At 71.3% G+C, this 2,981-nt stretch carries 3 protein-coding genes; 2 read left to right on the top strand and 1 reads right to left on the bottom strand.

Going from position 1 to position 2,981, the window contains the following annotated elements; genetic code table 11:
• On the bottom strand, positions 1 to 899 hold an 899-nt coding region (locus tag AC31A1_RS49325; RefSeq protein WP_489659582.1), incomplete at its 3' end, for a glycosyltransferase family 39 protein.
• A gap of 176 nt (positions 900 to 1,075) precedes the next feature.
• Here AC31A1_RS49325 and AC31A1_RS49320 point away from each other — a divergent pair.
• Both AC31A1_RS49320 and AC31A1_RS49315 read left to right on the top strand, forming a co-directional pair.
• On the top strand, positions 1,076 to 2,347 hold the full coding sequence (locus AC31A1_RS49320) for a glycosyltransferase 87 family protein (RefSeq protein ID WP_489659581.1): 1,272 nt from the start codon (positions 1,076 to 1,078) through the stop codon (positions 2,345 to 2,347).
• Between the two features lie 85 nt (positions 2,348 to 2,432).
• A partial coding sequence (locus AC31A1_RS49315; RefSeq protein ID WP_489659580.1) for an NAD-dependent epimerase/dehydratase family protein occupies positions 2,433 to 2,981 on the top strand: 549 nt, incomplete at its 3' end.

Here is a 2,981-nt window from a genome sequence, read left to right as displayed (position 1 = left end):
GCGCTATGTGCTGTACGCGCTGGCGGGGGCGCCGCCACCAGCAGCGGCGCCCCCGCCAGCGCGTACAGCACATAGCGCTCGTGGAACAAGGGCCGGAATTGAGACACCGTCAACAGGAGCACCGGCGGCACCAGCAGCAACGGCAGGGCGACCGACGTGAGCCGGCCGGAGCCGAGGCCGAGCAGGATCAGGAGGACCGAGGTCCAGAAGACGACGCCGGTCGGGGTGACGGCGAGGAAGTCGCGGGCGAGCCCTTCCGTCGTGTCCCAGTCCGGCACCCTCAGCCAGGCCACCTGCGCGGACTGGCGTTGGGACACCCAGGCCAATGGCAACAGGGCACCCAGCGCGACACCCACCGCACGAACCCAGCCGAGCCACACCGTTCTGCGCACCCGTGCCGCCGCCAGCGTCAGCGCGTGCGCGCAGAGCACCAGGACCGCGAACTCGTGCAGCAGAAAGGTCACGGCGAGGACGGCGCCGTACGGCCGCCAGGACTGTCCTTCCAGTGCCCGCACCAGGAGCAGTGTTGCCCCGGCCACGCCCGCCGCGACCAGGGCGTAGGAGCGGCCCTCCTGGGCGTAGTGGCCGGTCAGCGGGGTGATCGTGTAGAGGAGGCCGGCCCAGAGGCCGACGCGGGGGCGGGCCAGGCGGACGCCGAGGGCCGCGACGAGGCCCGCCGTCGCCGCCGCGCCGCACACGGACGGCAGGCGGAGGGCCACCTCGCCGGGGTGGACGGCGAGGACGGCGTGCATGAGGAAGTAGTACAGGCCGTGCACCGCGTCGACGCCGTGCAGCAGGTGCCAGATCTGCGGCACCGTGCGCCGCCCGACCAGGAACGTGACGCTCTCGTCGCCCCACATCCCGTCGCGGTCGAGCCCCCACAGCCCCAGCGCGAGCATGACGACCACCGGCACGACCACGGCGACGACTCCCGGACGCGTCCGTCGCCCGTGCCTGTACTCACCCTCACCTTGGCTGTCCACCTGGCTGATTTTGTACTGTTAGCAAGCTCTTACCGACGATTGACGGTGTATTAGCATTCCTGCGGCATTCACCCGGCTTACGATCCGCCATGATGAACGCCGTCCGCAGACACCGCCTCCTCGCCCTCACCCTCGCCTGGCTCGCCACCCGCGCGGGGATGCTCCTCCTCCTCGCGTACAACGGCCTCCCCCTGCTCGGCCATGGCGGGGTCGCCCGTGAGGTGTGGCGCCTGTACCACCACTGGTACGGCGTCCTGTCGCACGGCGCGTTCCCGGCGCACGACCCGCTGTGGCAGTACCCGCCGGGCGCCGGACCTGTGCTCCTGGCCCCCGCGCTGCTGCCGGACCTGACGTACTTCCAGGCGTTCGTCGTCCTCACCCTCGCGACCGACGCCGTGATCACGCTGACCCTGGCCCGCGCGGGCACCCGCCCCGGCCACAGCCTGCGCGGCGCCGCATACTGGGTCGCCTGCCTCCCCCTCCTCCTGCACATGCCCCTCGTCCGCTACGACGTGCAGGTCACGGCGTTCGCCGCCATCTCCCTGTTGACGTTGTCGCGCTCCACGCGCGTGTGCGGCGCGTTCGCGGCGCTGGGCGCGCTGGTGAAGGTGTGGCCGGCCCTGGTGCTGCTGGGGATGCCGAGGGGTCGGACGACGCGGTCGGTGTGGTCGTGGGCGGTGGGGACGGGGGTCTTGTCGCTCATGTCTCTCGTGGTTTTGTTCAACAATCCTTTCGCCTTCTTGCGCCAGCAGGGCGGCCGGGGCGTACAGATCGAGTCCCTCGGCGGTACCGCCCTCGGCCTGGCCACCCACGTCGGCTGGCCGGGGCAGGTGCACTACCGGTACGGCGCGATGGAGTTCACGGGACCGTACGTCTCCGCCGTCGCCGACGCCTCCCTCGCGCTCACGGCGGTCGCCTTCGGGCTGTTGCTGCTGTGGCGGATCCGGGCTCGCCGGTGGACCGACGCGACTCCGTTCGATGCCGCGATGAGCGCCGTCCTGCTGTTCACCGTGACCAGCCGGGTGATCAGCCCCCAGTACATGATCTGGCTGCTCGGCCTGGCCGCCGTCTGCCTGACCTCGCGGCACACCACCCAGCGCGCGGTGGCCGCGCTGATCGTGGCGGCGAGCGCGGTCAGCTCCGTCGAGTTCCCCGTCCTGTACGTCGACGTCATCCACTCCACCTGGACGGGCTGCGCCCTCATGGTCGTACGCAATGGTCTGCTGGCCGCCGCGGCCGTCCTGTCGTTCGTCCGCCTGTGGCGGTCGTCGAGACCGCTCCCGGCGACGGCGCACGCGCGCGTGCGGTCCACCGGCCCCTACGGGGAGTCCCAGCAGTTGACCTCGGCACACTCCGGCGCCTGATTGACTGAGGCCCGAAGCGCGTGGAGTCCTGAAGCGCGCGAGGGACACACCACCACGGATCGAGTGACGGAGGAGACGGCCGCAGATGACCTGGCTGATCACCGGCGGCGCCGGCTACATCGGGGCGCACGTCGTGAGGGCGATGACCGAGGCGGGCGAACAGGCGGTCGTCTACGACGACCTGTCCACCGGCATCGCCGAGCGCGTGCCCGACGGCGTTCCTCTGGTGGTGGGTTCGATCCTGGACGCGGAACGGGTGGCCCGTACCCTCGCCGACCAGGACGTCACCGGAGTCGTCCATCTGGCGGCGAAGAAGCAGGTCGGCGAGTCGGTGGACCTGCCGTTGCACTACTACAGGGAGAACGTCGAGGGCCTGCGCGTCCTCCTGGAGGCGGTGACCACGGCCGGCGTCCCGTCCTTCGTCTTCTCGTCCTCGGCGGCCGTCTACGGCATGCCGGACGTGGAACTGGTCACCGAGGAGACGCCCTGCGTCCCGATGTCGCCGTACGGCGAGACGAAGCTGGCGGGTGAGTGGCTGGTCCGCGCGACGGGCCGGGCGACCGGCCTTTCCACGGCCTCCCTGCGCTACTTCAACGTGGCCGGCGCCGGCGCCCCCGAACTCGCCGACGTGGGC

This window comes from Streptomyces sp. P5F9 (genome assembly GCF_057961495.1).
This window is presented reverse-complemented; position numbering and strand designations above follow the sequence as displayed.